The organism is Algibacter ulvanivorans (assembly GCF_048381495.1).
GTDB classification, from domain to species: Bacteria; Bacteroidota; Bacteroidia; order Flavobacteriales; family Flavobacteriaceae; genus Algibacter_B; species Algibacter_B ulvanivorans.
In genome coordinates, this window is the sequence record NZ_JBLWGD010000005.1 from 150,110 (window position 1) to 166,847 (window position 16,738).

Here is a 16,738-nt window from a genome sequence, read left to right on the forward strand (position 1 = left end):
TTAATTTGTGCAAAGTTATTATTTTTTTAGTTCTTTATAGTTTAAAATAATCATAAGATTTTAGAGTATTTTAATAGCTTGTATATGCATATAATCAAACTTAATGCCACCGACTCGACAAATAGCTACTTAAGAAAGCTATGTAATGCAACATTTGTTGATGATTTTACAGTTGTTACAACAAAAAAACAAACACAGGGTAGAGGGCAAATGGGTACGGTTTGGGATTCTGAAGCTTCTAAAAACCTTACTTTTAGTGTGTTTAAGGACTTGTCTGAGGTTTATATCGAGGCGCCTTTTTATATTAGTATGGTTACAGCTTTATCTCTGATTAAGGCTATAGAATCTTTTGGGATTCCTCGATTGAGTATAAAATGGCCAAACGACATTTTGTCAGCAGACAAAAAAATATGTGGGGTTTTAATAGAAAATGTCATAAAACAAGCCCATTTTAAAGCGTCAATAATTGGTATTGGGTTAAATGTAAACCAAACTTTATTTAAAAATTTACCAAGAGCATCATCATTAAAAATAATTTCAGGACGAGAATTTGATTTAGATGAATTAACAATGGCTATTATAAGTAATTTGAAAACTTATTTTAACTTATTAAGCATTGAACGTAATAGCATAAAGGCTGAGTACGAAAAGTATCTTTTTAGAAAAAATAAACCTTCAACATTTAAAGATGCTGAAGGTAATATGTTTTCTGGTTTTATAAAAAGTGTTTCTAATTCTGGGCATCTTCAAGTTATGTTAGAAGATAATATTTTAAAACGTTTCGATTTAAAGGAAATTACACTTTTGTATTAAATAGCTTTTGGAATACTTGTAGCAAGAGTTTCTATAAATTTGCTAATAGGGCTTTTAATCATCATAGCCATCATTGGGTTAAATTTACCTGTAAAATCTAATTTTACTTCGCTTGAAGCAGCATCAATTTCAGAGATATTTGCTATTAACGAAAAATCTATTTTTCCTCCGGCTGCACCCAATACAATTTTATTTGGCGGAATAACTTCTTTCTTTTTCAGTACAATTTCTGGCATGCCTTTTAAAGCAAATAGAAACTTGTCTTCGCCTAAAACTTCAAATTTGCTAATGTTTTCTGGCATTAAAGATTCAAAGTTTTTTATATCAGATAAAAAGTTAAATACCTCTTCTGGTGATTTACTAACGTTAATTTTTGGAGATTCTAAATTCATAATATTATAAGTAGTTAAGTGTTAAGTTTTTTTAGTTATAAAAACTAAATAACAAACGTTATACATCAATTAGCATTCCATTCGCTAGGATTGGTATTCCATTCTGATAATGTTTTTAATTCTTTTTCCGAAATGTAGTTGGTTTCTAAAGCTTCTTCAAGTAAATTTTCATAATTACTTAAAGTGTTTAATCTAATATTTTCTTTTTTAAAGTTTTCATCTGCAACATTAAAACCATAGGTAAATATGGCTACCATGCCTTTTACGTTTATGTTGGCTTCTTTTAAAGCTTTTACAGCATTTAAACTACTTTTTCCGGTACTTATTAAATCTTCAACAACAACAACGTTTTGGCCACTTTCAATAAAGCCTTCAATTTGGTTTTTACGTCCGTGTCCTTTAGCATTTGGTCTTACATATATAAAAGGAAGCCCTAAATATTCTGCAACTAACATACCAATACCTATAGCACCTGTAGCTACACCAGCAATAACATCGGGTTTTCCATATTCTTTTTCAATATGTTTGCCCATGGTTTCGCGAATGTAATTACGTATTGGCGGAAAGGATAAAACAATACGATTGTCGCAATAAATTGGAGATTTCCATCCAGAAGCCCATGTAAAAGGCTCTTTAGGGTTTAGTTTTATAGCATTAATTTGTAATAATACTTCGGCGGTTTTTTTGGCGGTATCTTTATCGAAAATCATGTTAGCAAAATTACACATTAATTTAATTTTATATAAAGAGTTGTTATTAATAAAAAATATTTTTTTTCAACAATGTGTAGTTTGTAAGTAAAAATGATACTTTTACTTTATTGAAAAAGTTAATTATAACAACATATGTATAAAGTTTTTGTTGGAGATAAACCTATTGTTTTAACTACTGTAGTTGAAAACGAAACAGGCTTTAAGAATTATTTACTAAAAACAGTAAATATAGAAAAGGTTATTAGAAAACTTAATAAAACGTCGTTAAAGGAAGTGCGACTAATCCATAAGAATCCAGATAAAATTTTAAATAAATTTTTAAAGAAGCTTCCTAATGTTATTGCTGGCGGCGGAAAAGTTTATAATAAAAACGGTGAAATTTTATTTATTTATAGAAATGATAAATGGGATTTACCAAAAGGGAAAGCTGAAAAAAAAGAAACTATAGAAGAAACGTCTATACGTGAAGTTGAAGAAGAGACGGGTGTTAAAAATTTAAAAATAACAAAAGAGTTGGATACAACTTACCATATATTTAAACGCAATGGCACTTATAGAATAAAAATAACGTATTGGTTTGAAATGATAACCGATTATGAAGGTATATTGCATGCACAAGAAAACGAAGGTATAACAAAGGTGGCTTGGTTAAATAGTGAGCAATCTAAAGAAGCGCTTGAAAACTCTTACGCAAATATTAGGCAATTAGTGTAAACTAATTTAACCGATAAATGGGGTATTGCAAATGTGCATTTTCGTAATGTTTACTTTGTTTAAATAACCAATCTAGTTGCGTGTACCAGTTGTTATTAAATTCTGGAATGTCTTTTTTTCTTTGTATAAAGGCTTTGTTAAGCTCGGGGTTATTATTTAATAATTCTAAAGCTTTATCTTCCCATACGTACGGAGAAAAACCTTCTTTTTGTTGTAAAATAGTATCGAAAAAATTCCAGCAAAAAAAGGAGTCTGTTGCCTGTGGTTCTAAAGTTTCTAGTAAATACCTAATTGCTTTTTGTTGGGTGTAAATTATATAATCCCCTTTGTTAAAATTTATATTTTTTTGATGCTTTTGTAGTTTAACGTTGCTGTGTGGGTAATGGCCTTCGTATGCTGTTTTTCTAGTTTTGTAATTGGTAATTTTATAAGTTTCTACATTTAAAATGGTATCTTTTTTTAACTGTTGCATTTTAACATGATTAAGCTTTAAAAGGTTTATAACACGATACCAACTTTTAGGTATAATATATGCTTGTGGTACATTAATGCTTAATTTAGGTTTAAAGTAATTTTCGTATTTAACAGGTTTGGTAAAGGGTTTTGTTGTGTCGTATTTTAATCTTTTAAAGCCAGTAACTTCACTTTTTATTTTTTCTGCTTTAAAACCTTTAAAATTTAAGGTGGTGGTTTTTGTGGTATCTATGCCCCAGTTTAGGTTGTAAGATTTATTTGAGTATAAATCCAATAAGTTTTTTTTTCTAATTTCAGAAATTTGCTTACCATCATCTTCAGTAATTTCAATCATGCTTTTTAAAAGTTCGTAAGTGCCTATAACGCGCTTTTTATAAGGTTTAAGCATGTGGGTTTCTACCATCATTCCTAAACAATTAAATAAGGTTGTGTAGCCTGTAGAGTATCTTGGGGTATCCATAAATTGAGAGAACCCATTTTCTGGAACGCTATTAAACACATTAACATAAGGCGTAATAGACCAATTTTTTTTAGCTAGTTTGTTTTCTAACTTAGGCATTAATTGGTTGTGCAAATAATTGCCTAATTTTCCGCCAAGCTTATTGTGTTGCGTAAATAAATGAGTTAGTGTGTATTGGTAGTCTGCACCATTACTTACATGGTTATCAATAAAAATATCTGGTTGTACAAGATGGAATATTTGCGCAAATGTTTTAGCGTTTTTAGTGTCGCACTTAATAAAATCTCTGTTCAGATCGTAGTTTCTAGCATTACCTCGAAAGCCATATGTTTTTGGTCCGTTTTGGTTTGTTCTGGTGCTTGAGTTTCTGTTTAAACTTCCCCCAATGTTATAAATAGGAATTGTTGTTATAATGGTATTTTGTGGTGTTTTAATTTTGCCTTGAGCAATATCTCTAAACAGCATCATAGTAGCATCGATACCATCAGATTCTCCAGGGTGAATACCATTGTTTATAAATAATACGCGCTTATTGTTTCTGTTAATTTTATTAAAATTAAATATCTTTTCTGTGTTTAAAGTTACTAAATGTAAAGGTTTACCAGAATCTGTTGTCCCTAAGCTATCAATAGATATTTCGGGGTATGTTTGGGCTAAATCATTATAAAACTTAATGGTTTGTTGGTAGGTAGCTGTTTCTAATCCATTAGATTTTTCAAAATGTGTTTCAAAATTTATAATTGTTTGTTGAGGTTTATTACAGGAAACAATTAGTAAAAATAGAATTATTATTTTTTTCATTGGTTTTGTTTAGATGCGCTATAAAACTACAATTTCTTTATTAATTAACCTTAAAGTGCTTATTAGTGAAAAATGTTTTTTGGATGTGAATTTTTATAAAATAAAGTTTTAATGATTATTGAACTTTGACAATGAGATTACTATAACGATATAGTGTTTTTTAAGTAATTTGTAAACCTTCTCGTTTGTTCGCCAATATATTAAACGTAAATTTGCAAGTTCAAAAAAAATAATCATGACAGAGTTTATTAGAAAGCGAGCTGCAAACGCTAAAAACGATATTTTAAGTGGAATTACTGTTGCATTAGCACTAGTGCCAGAGGCTGTAGCTTTTGCATTTGTTGCAGGTGTCGATCCTTTAGTTGGTTTGTATGCTGCATTTATGATTGGTTTAATTACCTCAATTTTTGGTGGTAGACCTGGTATGATTAGTGGAGCTACAGGCGCTTTAGCTGTGGTTATGGTTAGCTTGGTTGCCGAAGGAAATGCGATGGGAGAAGCTAGTGAGCAGCTAGGTTTGTATTATTTGTTTGCAACCGTTGTATTAATGGGAATTATACAAATGCTTGCAGGAGTTTTAAAGCTTGGTAAATTTGTAAGATTAATTCCGCATCCAGTAATGATGGGGTTTGTAAACGGATTAGCCATAGTTATATTTTTATCGCAATTAGGTATGTTTAAAGGTGCTGACGGAAATTGGTTTTCTGGAAACCAATTATGGATCATGTTAGGTTTGGTAGCATTAACCATGGCTATTATGTTTGGTTTGCCTAAGTTAACAAAAAAGTTACCAGAGGCTTTAATTGCTATTTTAGTAGTTTCTGCTATTGTAATTTTTGGAAATTTAGATGTTGCAACTGTAGGTAGCTTTATTCGTGATGGTGGAGGAACAGGGTTAGAAGGTGAATTACCTAAATTTCAAACAGATATCTTTACAAAAGTACCATTTACTTTAGAAACCTTATGGTTTATTGGGCCTTATGCTTTAATTCTTGCAGCTATTGGCTTAATAGAATCGTTAATGACTTTAAACTTAATTGACGAATTAACCGAAACTAGAGGAAATACCAATAGAGAGTGTATGGCGCAAGGTGGTGCAAATATTGTAACAGGACTTTTTGGCGGTATGGGCGGTTGTGCCATGATTGGGCAATCTATAATTAATATTAAAGGCGGAGGTCGAGGCAGACTTTCTGGTATTGTAGCTGCTGTTTTATTATTAGTTTTTATTCTGTTTGCTTCTGGACTAATAGAGCAAGTACCAATAGCAGCTTTAGTTGGTGTTATGTTTATGGTTGTAATAGGAACCTTTGCATGGAGTAGCTTTAGGATATTAAATAAAATTCCTGTTACCGATGTTATTGTTTTAATTGCTGTATCGTCTTTAACTGTTATTTTCGATTTAGCAATAGCGGTAATAGCAGGTGTTATAATAAGCGCATTGGTGTTTTCTTGGGAAAATGCAAAACGTATTCGTGCGCGTAAGCGTTTAAAGGAAGATGGTACTCGTGTTTACGAAATTTGGGGCCCACTATTTTTTGGGTCTATTATAGCGTTTAACGAAAAATTTGATGTTAAAAACGATCCTGATAAAGTAGAAATAGATTTTGTAGAGTCTCGTGTAAGTGATCACTCGGCAATAGAGGCTATTTTTAATTTAGTAAACAAATACGAAGATGCCGGTAAACAAATAAAATTAAAGCATTTAAGTGAAGATTGTAAAGTGTTATTATATAAATCTAGCCCAAAATTTAGAGAGGTTATAATTGAAGATATAGACGACCCTCGTTACCATTTAGCCGAAAACCCAGAGGCTTTTACCAAAGGGCTTTCGGAGTATAAGTTTTAATCGAGTTTGTTGTTATGAATTAAGACTGTTTAACCCTAACACTATTTGGTACCAACTTTGTGTAATCGCCATTGTTTCTTATTACGTCTCGTACTATGGATGAGGCTATGTAAGATGTGCTAGCTGCGGTTAGTAAAAATATGGTTTCAATAGGAGCAAGGTCTCTATTGGTATGAGCAATGGCTTTTTCAAACTCAAAATCGGCAGGGTTTCTTAGTCCGCGTAAAATAAACTCAACACCAATTTTTTTGCAAAAATCGACAGTTAGGCCTTTGTAAGTAACTACCTTTACTTTTGGTTCGTTAGCAAAAGCATCTTCAATAAATTTAAGTCGTTCTTCTAGCGAGAACATATATTTTTTATCGGCATTAACGCCAATGGCTACTATAATTTCGTCAAATAGAGTAACGCCACGTTGTATAATATCTAAATGTCCTAATGTTAAGGGATCGAAAGATCCAGGAAATAAAGCTCGTTTCATTTTTTAATGCTTTTACCGCAAAAGGCGGAAATTTTTCTTTTTCTCTATATTGTTAGGAGAAAGTTATTTATTGTAAATATAAGACTCTTAAATTTATTATATAATTGGTTTTTAATAAACAAGAAGTGTTATTCGTGGTTTTTTAAGGCTTCTTCAATAGCATTATCAAACAGTTGGGCTAATGTAATATTGGCTGCGGCTGCTTGTTGCGGTAAAATGCTTTCGCGAGTTAATCCGGGTACAGTATTCATTTCTAGTAAGTGTGGTTCGCCATCTTTAAAAATAAATTCGCTTCGGCTAAAGCCTTTCATTTTTAAAATTTCGTAAACTTTTTTTGCTTCATTGGTAACTTTTTGTTCTTGCTCTGGAGTTAATCTTGCTGGAGTTATTTCTTGCGATTTTCCTAAATACTTTGCTTCGTAATCAAAAAAGTCGTTTTCCGATACAATTTCGGTTATAGGCAAAACTTTGGTGTTTCCTTTAAAAGTTATAACACCTACCGAAACCTCGGTACCATCAAGGTAGGATTCTATTATAATTTCGTCGTCTTCTTTAAATGCTACATTAATAGCGTTTTGTAAATCTTCTTTTTTATGTACTTTACTAACACCAAAACTGCTTCCGGCTTTATTGGCCTTTACAAAACAGGGTAAACCTACTTTGGTAATTATAGCGTCTTCATTAATGGTGTCGCCAAGATTTATGTAAAACGATTGGGCGGTTTTTATGCCGTAAGGTTTTAATACGCTTAGGCAGTCGCGTTTATTAAAGGTTAAACTGGCTTGATACATATCGCAGCTTGTATGCGGTATGTTTAATAGTTTGAAATAGCCTTGCATAAAACCGTCTTCTCCAGGAGAGCCATGTATGGCATTAAAAACACAGTGGAAAGTTACTTTAAAGTTGTCGACATTTATAGAAAAATCGTTTTTGTCTATCGGGAACTCTTCATTGTTATCATTAACATAAACCCATTTATTTTTAAATATATGTATGCGGTATGGGGTGTATTTGGTTTTATCAAGCGTTTCGTATACAACGTTACCACTTTTTAATGAGATTTTGTATTCGCTAGAATAGCCGCCCATTATAATGCCAATATTTTTTTTCATTAATATTATTTTTACTCTCTACAGAGGTTGTTTTTATTTTAAATTTAGTTTTATAACTTGCTTACTGTTTTGCCTCGCGTTAGGGATTAAACGGTGTGTTTGAGCTCCCCGACGTAGGAGGGAGCGAGTAGTGAAAGCCCGACCCTTGTGGTAACGCCATAAATATATTTAATAGTAAACTAAAAATTATTAATTGTGTTTGTTTACAACTAAAACCAATAATAAAACGTATGTATTATTAGTTAAGCTAAAATATCATATATATTGCAAAAGAAAAAACAGTTCTGTTTTTATATATTTGCCTAATTCAAAATTCTTCAAATGAGCATTATTAAATTTCTAACCAGTAAAACATTTTTTTTACAACTTTTATTGGCTATTGTAGCATTGGTTTTATTGTGTTTTTTTATGTTAAAATGGTTAAATATAACCACTAACCATGGTAATTTTGAAACAGTACCAGAACTTACAGGAAAATCGATAAGTGTTGCCGAGTTGGAACTTAAAGACAATAATTTGGTTATGAAAATACAGGATTCTGCAAATTATAACCCTGATTATCCAAAATTTTCGGTTATAGAACAAGAGCCGCTTGCAGGAACTCAAGTTAAAGATGGAAGAAAAATTTATTTAACACTTAACCCTTCTGGTTATAGAAAAATGAATATTCCGCAAGGATTAATAGACCAAACTTACAGGCAAGTAAAGCCAACATTAGAAGCTTTAGGTTTTAAAGTAGGGAAAATAACCTACGTTGATAATATAGGTAAAAACATGGTTTTAAAGCTTAGCCATAAAGGAAATACCCTTAAAGCAGGCGATAAATTAGCAAGAACATCGGTAATAGATTTAGTACTTGGTAATGGAAACCGACCGTAAATTATGGACGATTATACACCACAATTACCAGACGAGAATAACCTTTACGAACACCATGCCTTTACTGTAGATAAAGGGCAGGCGCCACTTCGTATAGACAAATATTTAATGAATTTTGTTGAAAACGCAACACGTAATAAAATACAAGCCGCAGCAAAGGCAGGAAGTATTTATGTAAACAATGTTGCAGTAAAATCTAACTACAAAGTAAAACCCTTAGATAACATTAGAGTGTTGTTTGAGCATCCCCCTTTTGAAAACCTATTAGTAGGCGAGAATATAGATATTAATGTGGTTTATGAAGATGAAGATTTACTTGTTGTAAATAAAGATGCCGGAATGGTTGTACACCCAGGCCACGGAAATTATTCGGGCACACTTATAAATGCATTAATTTATAGGTTTGATAATTTGCCAAATAACTCTAGCGAACGCCCAGGATTAGTACACCGAATAGATAAAGACACAAGCGGACTTTTGGTGGTTGCCAAAACCGAAAAAGCTATGGCACATCTATCGGCACAGTTTGCTAATAAAACCAGCGAACGCGAATACATAGCTTTAGTTTGGGGTAATTTAAAAGAAGACCAAGGCACTATAGAAGGTAATATTGGCAGGCACCCTAAAAACCGATTACAAAATACCGTTTTTCTAGATGACGAAGCCGATAAAGGAAAACCAGCAATTACACATTACAAAGTTATAGAACGTCTTGGCTACGTAACCTTAGTGTCTTGTAAGCTAGAAACAGGGCGTACACACCAAATACGTGTACACATGAAACACATTGGCCATACCCTATTTAACGATGTTCGCTATGGCGGAGAAAAAGTATTAAAAGGCACCACATTTACAAAATACAAACAGTTTGTAGATAATTGTTTTAAAGCCTTGCCACGCCAAGCATTACATGCCAAAACATTAGGCTTCCAGCACCCAACAACCGGAAAATTTATGCAGTTTAATACGCCAATTCCAGACGATATGCAACAATGTATAGAAAAGTGGCGTGCTTACTCAAAACATCAAGATATTTAATACCTAATACATTTGGGCGTTACCCTAAAAAGGGTCAGGCTTTTGGCAGTCGCTTTTTTGTGTTGCATAGGCGCAACAACACAAAAAGAGCTTCAACAATGCCGCAATCCTTAACGCAAGATAAGCTGTGTTTAAATTTAACTATTTTAACATATAAATTTAAACAACATAAATTCCATTTATAACCATATCATAAATAAAACTAAGGTTAAATTTTTAAAGTAAAATACTAGTTGTAAATTTGAAATGGAAAAGCAATTTAGACTTTCGCTTTCGCGGAAATGAAAACAGAAAACACGTTATGAAATTAGTAATATCTCCAGCAAAATCGTTAAATTTTGAAACACCGCTGCCAACAACAAAGCATTCAGACCCCGTTTTTTTAAAACAATCTGCACGCTTAAACAAATTACTAAAAACAAAATCTGCTAAAAGTTTGTCTAAACTTATGAGTATTTCTGATGCATTAGGCCAATTAAATTACGAGCGAAACCAAAATTGGCAATTACCATTTACAACAGAAAATGCAAGACCAGCAGTTTATGCCTTTAATGGCGATGTTTATAGAGGTTTAGATGCGTACACAATTCCAGAAGAAAAGTTAGATACGCTTCAAAACACCGTACGTATACTTTCTGGTTTATATGGCGTTTTAAAACCAACCGATTTAATGCAACCTTACCGTTTAGAAATGGGAACAAAACTAAAAGTTGGTGTTAAAAAAAACCTATACGAATTCTGGAAAAAAGACATTACAAAAGCCATAAATGAAGAACTTGAAGATGGCGAGCTGTTTTTAAACCTAGCCAGTAACGAGTATTTTAAAGCCATAGATGTTAAAGCTTTAAAAACACCAGTTGTAACAGCAAATTTTAAAGATTTTAAAAATGGACAATATAAAATGATTTCGTTTTTTGCTAAAGCTGCTCGCGGCATGATGGCGCGTTATGTAGTAGATACTAACGCTAAAACAATTAACGATTTAAAAGGCTTTAATTATGATGGGTATAGCTTTAGCGAGCCTATGTCTAAAGAAAACGAACTGGTTTTTATACGATAAATATACTTTTTGCCCATAAATGTTATAAAGCAAAATCCCTGAAAACTATTATAATTTTCAGGGATTTTAATTTTATTTTAAAAGCATAATTATTCTTGAGGTTACAATTTTTTTCTGTTATTTAATAAACCAAGATTATTTTATTTTGGCTTTGTTACCAATATCAATTTTGTTTTCTATGGTTGGCTTTTTTTTAATTCTAGGTCGTTTGGCACCAAATGTGCCTCGATTTATTTTTCCTCGTTTTGTTTTTTTATCGCCTTTTCCCATAATAAATTTATTGTTTTAACCCTTAAAGGTTAGTAATCTCATTATCTTTATAATGCTATTTAATATACCAATTTTAAAGTAAAAAAGCAAGTTTAATTTATGTTTAAACACAAGCATCCATACAAACCATTTATTAAAAAAGACACCACAAAACTTATTGTAGGCACTTTACCGCCACCAAGATTTTCAACAGGAGAACTTTTAGAGAAGGATGTAGATTTTTGCTACGGAAGTTATTACAATTCCCTTTGGTTATTTATAGATAAAATACATAATTTGGGTTTGCGTTTCGATAACTCTAAAGCAGCTATTAAAGAGCGAAAAGCATTTTTAATAAAGCATAAAATAGGCGTTTGCGATATTGTAGAAAGTGCCGAGCGCGAAAAAATTGATGCCTCAGATTTGGGCATGAAAAACATTAAACTTCGCGATGTAATAGCCTACTTGCATGAATATCCTAATGTAGATACACTTTTGTTTACAGGCGGAAATAGTAAAAACGGACCCGAGTATTTTTTTAGAAAGCATTTAAAAACATACAACTTAAAATTAGAATTGGTAAATAATGAAGTGCCAAGAATACATAAATTTAATATGCCATGTGTAAGGCAAGAAACTAAGCAATTACCTCGTATTATAAAAACGGTGTCTTTAACCTCTGGCTCTGGAGCGGCAAATATTTCTATAAGTAGATTGCCGATTTATAAACAGCTAAAAGCTAAAAACCCAAATTTTAATACCTTCGATTTTCGAGTAATGCAGTATCGAGAGTTTTTTTGAGAACTGTTTAATACAAAAATAAAGTTTCAATTTAATGAACTTTATCGATTGTTAAACGAAGTTAGTTTATTTTTCTCACAAATTCAAGCAAGTAAATTATAATCCTAAAATTAGCTGTACCTTTGCACATTAATTAGAAGGTAAAGGAGGTATAACGCATCATGTTTTGTTATCTCAAAAAAGCCCAAAAGGGTCTTCGTAAAAACAATATATGTCATTTCAATCTTTAGGCTTATCCGAAGCCTTATTAAAAGCAATTAGTAAAAAAGGGTATACCACTCCAAGTCCTATTCAACAAAAAGCAATTCCACCCGTTTTAGAAGGGAAAGATGTGTTAGCATCTGCACAAACAGGAACGGGAAAAACAGCAGGGTTTACGCTGCCTCTTTTACATTTATTATCAGAAAATCCAAAGGCTAAATACAGACCAATACGTGCTTTAATTTTAACACCAACACGAGAGTTAGCGGCACAAGTTTATGCTAATGTTAGAGAATATAGCGAGTTTTTAAATTTACGTAGTGCAGTAATTTTTGGCGGTGTAAACCAAAAACCTCAAGTAGCAACAATACGCAAGGGTATAGATGTTTTAGTGGCAACACCGGGACGATTATTGGATTTACAAAGCCAAGGATTATTATCCATTAAACGTGTAGAGATTTTTGTGCTAGATGAAGCCGATAGAATGTTGGATATGGGCTTTTTAAGAGATATAGAAAAGGTTATTAAATCGATGCCTGTAAAGCGCCAAAACTTAATGTTTTCGGCAACTTTTTCTAAAGAAATAAAAAAATTAGCGCATGGTATTTTAAACCATCCTGTGCAGGTTGAAGCTACACCAGAAAACACAACGGTCGAGGCTATTAACCAAAAAGTATATAGAGTTGCTAAAGGTTTAAAAACAGGGTTAATTATAAAGTTAATTACAGAAGGTAATTGGAAACAAGTTTTAGTGTTTACAAGAACTAAGCACGGTGCCAACAGATTAACAGAAAAAATGATGAAATCTGGAATAACTGCTGCCGCCATTCATGGTAATAAAAGCCAAGGTGCAAGAACGAAAGCATTATCGGGTTTTAAAAGTGGGCGTGTACGCGTTTTAGTTGCCACAGATATTGCAGCTCGCGGGCTTGATATTCCGCTATTACCTCATGTTATTAATTTTGAATTACCAAATGTTTCTGAAGATTATGTGCATAGAATTGGTAGAACAGGCAGGGCAGGAGCAAAAGGCGAAGCTTTATCTTTAGTTAGTGCAGACGAAACTAGTTTTTTAAGAGGTATTGAAAAATTAATTGATATAAAATTACCTGTCGAGATTATTAAAGGTTTTGAGCCCGACCCTAATGCATCAACAACACCAATAAAACCTGGACAAGGCAGACAAAGGCGTAATAGCTCTAGAAATAAATCGGGTAATTCTAGTAGAAACACTAACCGAAATAACAAATCCAGACGTTCTACCCAGAATAGTAATAAACGTAAATAGTACTTAATATATAATGCAAAAAATTTTAAAAGATAAAATTATTGAAGTTTGCGATAAAAAGATTGCTGCTAAAGGCGAAAATGTAGGCGTATCTTTTTATGCTTTTTTTAAAAATAAGAATGATAACCCCGAGTTATTAATGGAAGCAGCTACATGGTGGATTAAAACCCATAAGTTAGATCATTTTGAAAAGGCTGTAAGAATTAAAAAATTAGTTAATAACTTATAATGGAAACTCAGCCTAACAACCCGTTACACGGTATTAAATTAGAGCAAATTATAAACGATTTAGTTGCGCACTACGGTTGGGAATATATGGGGTATACTATAAAAATTAAATGCTTTACAAATAATCCATCAGTAAAATCGAGTTTAAAATTTTTAAGACGCACGCCTTGGGCTAGAACTAAAGTAGAAAACATGTATTTAAACATGTTAAAAAATACCAGAAGGTAATTTTAAATTTAAAAGGCTTAAATATTAATATTTAAGCCTTTTTTGTGTATTATCTTTTTCCTTTTTTCTTTGCTTTATTCATAGCTGTTTTTAATTCTTCAAGGGTAACAAATCCGTCTGAATCTTGGTCCATTCTTTTAAAACGATTTTCTAATTGATCTGTAGGTACTTCATTTTTTCTTTTCACAGCTTTAAATTCATCTAAAGTGATTTTTCCATCATCGTTTGTGTCTATTTTTTTAAATCTCTTATCAATATTTGGTGCTTTTTTTTCTTGAGATTGGGCACTAAAAGAGCATGCAAAAAAGGCGAAAGCAATGGTTCCTAATTTTAAAGTGGTAGATTTCATATATATCAAGATTTGAATTATTAACTAAGACTTTAGACTATTTATTTTATAAATAGTTTAAAGGTAATTAAATATTTTTTAAACCTTCATAAATAACAATACTTACAGCATTGGCAAGATTTAAGCTTCTTACATGTTCGCTATAAAGTGGAATTTTAAAAAGTTGGTTTTTGTGTTTTTCAATTAATGGTTTAGGTAGCCCAACAGATTCTTTTCCAAAAATTAAAAACATATCGTCTTTAAAAGGAATATCCCAATGGTTTTTTGAGCCATGGCTAGAAAGAAAGGCCATGTCTTTATCCTTGTTTATTTTAAAAAACTCATCAATGTTTTCGTAATAAGTAATTTGTAAATGCTGCCAATAATCTAGACCAGCACGTTTTAACCGGCTGTCGCTAATTTCAAAACCAAAGGGTTTAACTAAGTGTAAATGCGAACCAGAAGCTAACGCAAGCCTACCTATATTTCCTGTATTATTAGGTATTTCAGGTTCAATTAAAACAATATTTAAAGGCATTATTCTTTTTTAGGTTTAACTTTATTAGCGGCAGGTTTTATAATTATTCTTAATGTACTATCGTTATTAAAGTAGCTAATCATCCAATTCATAAAAATAAGTAGTTTGTTTTTAATACTTAAAATTAGCATTAAATGTATAAACATCCATGTAAACCATGCCATACGCCCTTGAAAGCTAAATTTTGGAAAATCTACAACAGCTTTTCGTTTACCTATGGTAGCCATAGAGCCCTTATCTACATATTCAAAATCTTTTAAAGGTTTGTTTTTACTTAATTTGTTTAGGTTTTTACTTAATTGCGAGGCTTGCTGCAAAGCTACACTAGCTACTTGTGGGTGTCCTTTTGGGTAGTTAGTTGTTTCCATATAAGCGATATCTCCTAAGGCATAAACTTTATTTAAACCTTTAACTTGGTTATAACGATTAACTACTAATCTGTTGCCTCTAGTTATACAGTTTTCTGGAAACCCTTTTATTATATTTCCAGTTACGCCTGCCGCCCATATTACGTTTTTAGATGGTATTTGCTCGCCAGAATTTAATGTTACGGTATTGCCATTATAGTCGGTAACAAAAGTGTTAGTTTTTACTTGTACACCAAGTTCTTCAAGGTATTGTTGCGACATTTTTTGCGAGCCATCGCTCATTGGGCTAAGTGTATTAGAGCTACCTTCTAATAGATAAATAACAAGTTTAGAGAAGTCTTTATCTGGATAATCTTTAGGCAAAATATTCTTTTTCATTTCTGCCAAAGCACCTGCCAATTCTACACCAGTAGCACCGCCACCAACAATAACAAAATTTAATAAAGCTTGAAGTTTTTCGGGTTGTGTAGTATTTAAAGCGTCTTCAAAAGTTTGCAGAATTCTATTTCTAAGCTGTATAGCCTCAGGAATAGTTTTCATGGGGTAAGCAAACTTTTTTATGTTTTTATTGCCAAAATAATTTGTTGTACAACCAATAGATAACACTAAGTGGTTATAGTTAAAATTACCTATAGGCGTACTTACAAACTTACTATCAAAATTAATTTCAGATACTTTTGTAATTCTAATTCTAACATTTTTAGCTTTTTGAAAAACTTTTCTTAACGGAAACGAAATACTTGCAGGTTCCAGTCTTGCCGTAGCCACTTGATACATTAAGGGTTGAAATTGGTGGTAATTTTGTTTATCAATTAGCCATACCTCGTAATTTGGGTGGTTTATTAAATCTTGAGCAAGTCTTAGCCCTGCAAAACCAGCGCCAACAATTACAATTTTTTCGGGACTATTCATTTTGTATAAAGTTTACGGCCGTATGGTTTTTATAAAAGCATCAATGGTATTAACACCTTGGTTTGTTACATGCTTTACAAAAGCGCTTCCAATTATAGCGCCTTTAGCGTATTCTGTTGCTTGAGTAAACGTTTCGTTATTACTAATACCAAAACCAATAACCTGCGGGTTTTTTAAGTTCATATTTGCAATGCGCTCAAAGTATTGTGTTTGCACATTACCAAAACCCGATTGTGCACCAGTTGTACTTGCGCTGCTAACCATATAAATAAAACCATTAGAAATAGAATCAATATACCTAATACGCTTATCGCTAGTTTGTGGTGTAATTAAAAACACATTTGTAAGACCGTATTTTTCAAAAATAGCTTGGTACTCTTCATGGTAAACATCAACAGGTAAATCAGGAATAATTAAACCATCAATACCAATGTCCCGACACTTTTTACAAAATGCCTCCACACCATATTGAAACATGGGGTTAAAATACCCCATTATAATTAAGGGAATATTAACTGTTTTTCTAATATCTTTTAACTGTTTAAAAAGCACCTCGGTAGTCATGCCGTTTTGTAAAGCTTTAGTAGAGCTATCTTGAATAGTTGGCCCATCGGCAAGAGGATCGCTAAAGGGTAACCCAATTTCAATCATATCGACCCCATTTTTTTCTAAATTCTCAATTATAGTAACGGTATCGTCAATATTTGGGTATCCTGCCGTAAAGTAAATAGACAGTAATTTTTTATCTTCTTGTAACTTGGTTTGAATGCGGTTCATTTTTGTTTTATTTTTTGGGCGTTACCACAAGGGT

At 32.2% G+C, this 16,738-nt stretch carries 20 protein-coding genes; 10 read left to right on the forward strand and 10 right to left on the reverse strand.

What is annotated here, in order from left to right; genetic code table 11:
* Nucleotides 1–84: 84 nt before the first annotated feature.
* Nucleotides 85–813 carry a biotin--[acetyl-CoA-carboxylase] ligase gene (locus ACNG5D_RS12805; protein WP_418183919.1) on the forward strand — a complete coding sequence of 243 codons (729 nt, stop codon included), beginning with the start codon at nucleotides 85–87 and terminating at the stop codon, nucleotides 811–813.
* Here ACNG5D_RS12805 and ACNG5D_RS12810 read toward each other — a convergent pair.
* On the reverse strand, nucleotides 810–1,205 hold the full coding sequence (locus tag ACNG5D_RS12810; RefSeq protein ID WP_418183920.1) for an SRPBCC family protein: 396 nt from the start codon (nucleotides 1,203–1,205) through the stop codon (nucleotides 810–812). The two genes, ACNG5D_RS12805 and ACNG5D_RS12810, sit on opposite strands and share 4 nt — an antisense overlap.
* Nucleotides 1,206–1,270: 65 nt before the next feature.
* A complete protein-coding gene (gene pyrE / locus ACNG5D_RS12815) occupies nucleotides 1,271–1,915 on the reverse strand; it encodes an orotate phosphoribosyltransferase (protein WP_418183921.1) in 645 nt (214 codons plus the stop codon).
* A 135-nt stretch (nucleotides 1,916–2,050) separates the two neighbouring features.
* Here pyrE and ACNG5D_RS12820 point away from each other — a divergent pair, with 135 nt between their 5' ends.
* Nucleotides 2,051–2,632, forward strand: coding sequence for an NUDIX hydrolase (locus ACNG5D_RS12820; protein WP_418183922.1), 582 nt, complete (start codon nucleotides 2,051–2,053; stop codon nucleotides 2,630–2,632).
* Between the two features lies 1 nt (nucleotide 2,633).
* On the opposite strand, the gene ACNG5D_RS12825 is transcribed toward ACNG5D_RS12820, so the two are convergent.
* The gene (locus tag ACNG5D_RS12825; protein ID WP_418183923.1) at nucleotides 2,634–4,367 is read right to left on the reverse strand and encodes a M14 family metallopeptidase; all 1,734 of its coding nucleotides are present in this window, start codon (nucleotides 4,365–4,367) and stop codon (nucleotides 2,634–2,636) included.
* 235 nt (nucleotides 4,368–4,602) lie between these two features.
* Here ACNG5D_RS12825 and ACNG5D_RS12830 point away from each other — a divergent pair, with 235 nt between their 5' ends.
* Nucleotides 4,603–6,216, forward strand: a complete 1,614-nt coding sequence (locus ACNG5D_RS12830; protein ID WP_418183924.1) for a SulP family inorganic anion transporter — start codon at nucleotides 4,603–4,605, stop codon at nucleotides 6,214–6,216.
* A gap of 19 nt (nucleotides 6,217–6,235) precedes the next feature.
* Here ACNG5D_RS12830 and coaD read toward each other — a convergent pair whose 3' ends face one another.
* Nucleotides 6,236–6,697 (reverse strand): pantetheine-phosphate adenylyltransferase, encoded by a 462-nt coding sequence (gene coaD, locus ACNG5D_RS12835; RefSeq protein WP_418183925.1) that lies wholly within the window; start codon nucleotides 6,695–6,697, stop codon nucleotides 6,236–6,238.
* Between the two features lie 128 nt (nucleotides 6,698–6,825).
* Nucleotides 6,826–7,809, reverse strand: a complete 984-nt coding sequence (locus ACNG5D_RS12840; protein WP_418183926.1) for a D-alanine--D-alanine ligase — start codon at nucleotides 7,807–7,809, stop codon at nucleotides 6,826–6,828.
* 321 nt (nucleotides 7,810–8,130) lie between these two features.
* Here ACNG5D_RS12840 and ACNG5D_RS12845 point away from each other — a divergent pair, with 321 nt between their 5' ends.
* From ACNG5D_RS12845 to yaaA, 3 genes are all read left to right on the forward strand, one after another.
* Nucleotides 8,131–8,688, forward strand: a complete 558-nt coding sequence (locus ACNG5D_RS12845) for a PASTA domain-containing protein (RefSeq protein ID WP_418183927.1) — start codon at nucleotides 8,131–8,133, stop codon at nucleotides 8,686–8,688.
* 3 nt (nucleotides 8,689–8,691) lie between these two features.
* On the forward strand, nucleotides 8,692–9,726 hold the full coding sequence (locus ACNG5D_RS12850; RefSeq protein ID WP_418183928.1) for an RluA family pseudouridine synthase: 1,035 nt from the start codon (nucleotides 8,692–8,694) through the stop codon (nucleotides 9,724–9,726).
* A gap of 301 nt (nucleotides 9,727–10,027) precedes the next feature.
* Nucleotides 10,028–10,786 carry a peroxide stress protein YaaA gene (gene yaaA, locus ACNG5D_RS12855; RefSeq protein ID WP_418183929.1) on the forward strand — a complete coding sequence of 253 codons (759 nt, stop codon included), beginning with the start codon at nucleotides 10,028–10,030 and terminating at the stop codon, nucleotides 10,784–10,786.
* 135 nt (nucleotides 10,787–10,921) lie between these two features.
* On the opposite strand, the gene ACNG5D_RS12860 is transcribed toward yaaA, so the two are convergent.
* On the reverse strand, nucleotides 10,922–11,056 hold the full coding sequence (locus ACNG5D_RS12860) for a 30S ribosomal protein THX (RefSeq protein ID WP_418183930.1): 135 nt from the start codon (nucleotides 11,054–11,056) through the stop codon (nucleotides 10,922–10,924).
* A gap of 99 nt (nucleotides 11,057–11,155) precedes the next feature.
* Here ACNG5D_RS12860 and ACNG5D_RS12865 point away from each other — a divergent pair, with 99 nt between their 5' ends.
* From ACNG5D_RS12865 to ACNG5D_RS12880, 4 genes are all read left to right on the forward strand, one after another.
* Nucleotides 11,156–11,836: a uracil-DNA glycosylase family protein gene (locus ACNG5D_RS12865; RefSeq protein WP_418183931.1), complete on the forward strand. Its 681-nt coding sequence runs from the start codon at nucleotides 11,156–11,158 to the stop codon at nucleotides 11,834–11,836.
* A gap of 211 nt (nucleotides 11,837–12,047) precedes the next feature.
* Nucleotides 12,048–13,325 (forward strand): DEAD/DEAH box helicase, encoded by a 1,278-nt coding sequence (locus ACNG5D_RS12870; RefSeq protein ID WP_418183932.1) that lies wholly within the window; start codon nucleotides 12,048–12,050, stop codon nucleotides 13,323–13,325.
* Between the two features lie 13 nt (nucleotides 13,326–13,338).
* Nucleotides 13,339–13,554, forward strand: a complete 216-nt coding sequence (locus ACNG5D_RS12875; RefSeq protein ID WP_418183933.1) for a DUF6500 family protein — start codon at nucleotides 13,339–13,341, stop codon at nucleotides 13,552–13,554.
* Nucleotides 13,554–13,781: a VF530 family protein gene (locus ACNG5D_RS12880; RefSeq protein ID WP_418183934.1), complete on the forward strand. Its 228-nt coding sequence runs from the start codon at nucleotides 13,554–13,556 to the stop codon at nucleotides 13,779–13,781. The genes ACNG5D_RS12875 and ACNG5D_RS12880 overlap by 1 nt, the downstream gene beginning before the upstream one ends.
* 49 nt (nucleotides 13,782–13,830) lie before the next feature.
* On the opposite strand, the gene ACNG5D_RS12885 is transcribed toward ACNG5D_RS12880, so the two are convergent.
* From ACNG5D_RS12885 to trpA, 4 genes are all read right to left on the reverse strand, one after another.
* Nucleotides 13,831–14,130 carry an EF-hand domain-containing protein gene (locus tag ACNG5D_RS12885; RefSeq protein WP_418183935.1) on the reverse strand — a complete coding sequence of 100 codons (300 nt, stop codon included), beginning with the start codon at nucleotides 14,128–14,130 and terminating at the stop codon, nucleotides 13,831–13,833.
* A gap of 67 nt (nucleotides 14,131–14,197) precedes the next feature.
* Complete coding sequence (locus ACNG5D_RS12890) at nucleotides 14,198–14,647, reverse strand: tRNA (cytidine(34)-2'-O)-methyltransferase (protein ID WP_418183936.1); 450 nt, start codon at nucleotides 14,645–14,647, stop codon at nucleotides 14,198–14,200.
* Nucleotides 14,647–15,927, reverse strand: coding sequence for an NAD(P)/FAD-dependent oxidoreductase (locus tag ACNG5D_RS12895; protein WP_418183937.1), 1,281 nt, complete (start codon nucleotides 15,925–15,927; stop codon nucleotides 14,647–14,649). Before ACNG5D_RS12895 ends, ACNG5D_RS12890 begins: the two co-directional genes overlap by 1 nt.
* A 12-nt stretch (nucleotides 15,928–15,939) precedes the next feature.
* Nucleotides 15,940–16,704 (reverse strand): tryptophan synthase subunit alpha, encoded by a 765-nt coding sequence (gene trpA / locus ACNG5D_RS12900; RefSeq protein ID WP_418183938.1) that lies wholly within the window; start codon nucleotides 16,702–16,704, stop codon nucleotides 15,940–15,942.
* Nucleotides 16,705–16,738 lie beyond the last annotated feature (34 nt).

Bases quoted from the DNA above. Each gene is read 5' to 3' on its own strand.
- ACNG5D_RS12805 (WP_418183919.1), top strand. From the start codon at position 85: ATGCATATAATCAAACTTAATGCCACCGACTCGACAAATAGCTACTTA.
- ACNG5D_RS12810 (WP_418183920.1), bottom strand. From the start codon at position 1,205: ATGAATTTAGAATCTCCAAAAATTAACGTTAGTAAATCACCAGAAGAG.
- pyrE (WP_418183921.1), bottom strand. From the start codon at position 1,915: ATGATTTTCGATAAAGATACCGCCAAAAAAACCGCCGAAGTATTATTA.
- ACNG5D_RS12820 (WP_418183922.1), top strand. From the start codon at position 2,051: ATGTATAAAGTTTTTGTTGGAGATAAACCTATTGTTTTAACTACTGTA.
- ACNG5D_RS12825 (WP_418183923.1), bottom strand. From the start codon at position 4,367: ATGAAAAAAATAATAATTCTATTTTTACTAATTGTTTCCTGTAATAAA.
- ACNG5D_RS12830 (WP_418183924.1), top strand. From the start codon at position 4,603: ATGACAGAGTTTATTAGAAAGCGAGCTGCAAACGCTAAAAACGATATT.
- coaD (WP_418183925.1), bottom strand. From the start codon at position 6,697: ATGAAACGAGCTTTATTTCCTGGATCTTTCGATCCCTTAACATTAGGA.
- ACNG5D_RS12840 (WP_418183926.1), bottom strand. From the start codon at position 7,809: ATGAAAAAAAATATTGGCATTATAATGGGCGGCTATTCTAGCGAATAC.
- ACNG5D_RS12845 (WP_418183927.1), top strand. From the start codon at position 8,131: ATGAGCATTATTAAATTTCTAACCAGTAAAACATTTTTTTTACAACTT.
- ACNG5D_RS12850 (WP_418183928.1), top strand. From the start codon at position 8,692: ATGGACGATTATACACCACAATTACCAGACGAGAATAACCTTTACGAA.
- yaaA (WP_418183929.1), top strand. From the start codon at position 10,028: ATGAAATTAGTAATATCTCCAGCAAAATCGTTAAATTTTGAAACACCG.
- ACNG5D_RS12860 (WP_418183930.1), bottom strand. From the start codon at position 11,056: ATGGGAAAAGGCGATAAAAAAACAAAACGAGGAAAAATAAATCGAGGC.
- ACNG5D_RS12865 (WP_418183931.1), top strand. From the start codon at position 11,156: ATGTTTAAACACAAGCATCCATACAAACCATTTATTAAAAAAGACACC.
- ACNG5D_RS12870 (WP_418183932.1), top strand. From the start codon at position 12,048: ATGTCATTTCAATCTTTAGGCTTATCCGAAGCCTTATTAAAAGCAATT.
- ACNG5D_RS12875 (WP_418183933.1), top strand. From the start codon at position 13,339: ATGCAAAAAATTTTAAAAGATAAAATTATTGAAGTTTGCGATAAAAAG.
- ACNG5D_RS12880 (WP_418183934.1), top strand. From the start codon at position 13,554: ATGGAAACTCAGCCTAACAACCCGTTACACGGTATTAAATTAGAGCAA.
- ACNG5D_RS12885 (WP_418183935.1), bottom strand. From the start codon at position 14,130: ATGAAATCTACCACTTTAAAATTAGGAACCATTGCTTTCGCCTTTTTT.
- ACNG5D_RS12890 (WP_418183936.1), bottom strand. From the start codon at position 14,647: ATGCCTTTAAATATTGTTTTAATTGAACCTGAAATACCTAATAATACA.
- ACNG5D_RS12895 (WP_418183937.1), bottom strand. From the start codon at position 15,927: ATGAATAGTCCCGAAAAAATTGTAATTGTTGGCGCTGGTTTTGCAGGG.
- trpA (WP_418183938.1), bottom strand. From the start codon at position 16,704: ATGAACCGCATTCAAACCAAGTTACAAGAAGATAAAAAATTACTGTCT.